Raw genomic sequence first — 1,701 nt, 5'->3', positions numbered from 1 at the left:
CTTCCTCGAGGCGTCGATCGAGAAGGTGCTGCACACGCTGTTCGAGGCGTTCGTGCTGGTGGCGTTGGTGGTCTTCCTGTTCCTGGGGGACTGGCGATCGACGCTGATTCCGACGTTGGCGGTGCCGGTGTCGCTGATCGGCACGTTCTTTTTCATGCTGCTGTTCGGGATGTCGATCAACCTGATCACGCTGTTCGCGTTGGTGCTGGCGATCGGCGTGGTGGTCGACGACGCCATCGTCGTCGTCGAGGCCGTCCACGCCAAAATGGCTGAGAAACATCTGAAGCCTTATCCCGCGACGAAGGAGGTGATGGGGGAGATCAGCGGAGCGATCATCGCGATCACGCTGGTGATGACGGCGGTGTTCGTGCCGGTGACGTTCATGACGGGTCCGGTGGGGGTGTTCTACCGCCAGTTCGGCCTGACGATGGCGATGTCGATCGTGCTGTCGGGGATCGTGGCGTTGACGCTGACGCCGGTGCTCTGCGCGATGATCTTGAAGCCGCACGGGGCCAACCAGGGCAAGTGGCGGGGCCCGCTGGCGATGTTCCTCCACCTCTTCGACCGGGGCGTCGAACGAGTCACCGGCGTTTACGCGAGATTCGTCCGAGCGATCGTCTCGCGTCGGCTGTTGACGTTGCTCGTCGTGGGGGCGTTCGGAGCCGGCATCTATCTGGTGAACAACCATCTTGCCTCGGGGTTCATCCCGCTGGAGGACCAGGGGATGATCTACGGGATCATCCAGACGCCGCCGGGGTCCACCCTCGAATACACCAACTCCAAGTCGCACGAGCTGCAGGACATCGCCCGCAAGATCGACGGCGTGGCCTCGGTGTCGTCCTTGGCCGGCTACGAGGTGTTGACCGAGGGCCGCGGCTCGAACGCCGGCACCTGCTTGATCAACCTCAAGAACTGGTCCGACCGCAAGATGACGTCGCGGCAGATCATCGAGGAGTTGGAGAAGGAAGGGAGCGTGATCTCGAACGTGAAGCTGGAGTTTTTCGAGCCGCCGGCGGTGCCGGGGTTCGGGGCGGCCGGCGGGTTCTCGATGCGCGTGCTGGACAAGACGAACACGATGGACTACCAGCGGCTCGGCGAGGTGACGAACAAGTATCTGGAGGCGTTGGGCAAGCGGAAGGAAGTGAAGGGTCTGTTCACGTTCTTCGCCAGCAACTACCCGCAGTACGAGTTGGTGATCAACAACGACGTGGCGATGCAGAAGGGGGTGTCGATCAAGAACGCGATGGACAACCTGTCGATCGTGGTCGGCAGCACCTGGGAGCAGGGCTTCGTCCGCTTCGGCCAGTTCTTCAAGGTCTACGCCCAGGCCGCGCCGGAGTTCCGGCGGTTTCCGGAGGACTTCAACAACATCTTCGTCAAGAACGACCGCGGCGACATGGTCCCCTACTCCGCCTTCATGAAGCTCGAAAAGAAACAGGGGCCGAACGAGATCAACCGCTACAACCTGTATCCTTCGGCGGCCATCCAGGGGGCGCCGGCCAACGGTTACAGCACGGGGCAGGCGATTCAGGCGATCCGCGAGGTGGCGGCGGAGACGCTGCCGCGGGGCTACGACGTGGGCTGGGAAGGTCTGACGTACGACGAGGCCAACAAGGGGAACACGGCGGTCTACATTCTGCTGATCGTGGTGGTGTTCGTGTACCTGGTGCTGGTGGGTCAGTACGAGAGCTTCATGCTGCC

Annotated in this window: 1 protein-coding gene; it reads left to right on the top strand. The window is 62.5% G+C overall.

Annotation, left to right across the window (positions count from 1 at the left end; all coding sequences use genetic code 11):
• On the top strand, positions 1–1,701 hold a 1,701-nt coding region (locus tag G5C50_RS32060), incomplete at both ends, for an efflux RND transporter permease subunit (RefSeq protein ID WP_165076162.1).

Origin of the sequence: Paludisphaera rhizosphaerae, assembly GCF_011065895.1 — a bacterium.
GTDB classification, from domain to species: domain Bacteria; phylum Planctomycetota; class Planctomycetia; order Isosphaerales; family Isosphaeraceae; genus Paludisphaera; species Paludisphaera rhizosphaerae.
Note: the sequence above shows the minus strand (reverse complement) of the source record. Positions and strands in the feature narration are given on the sequence as shown.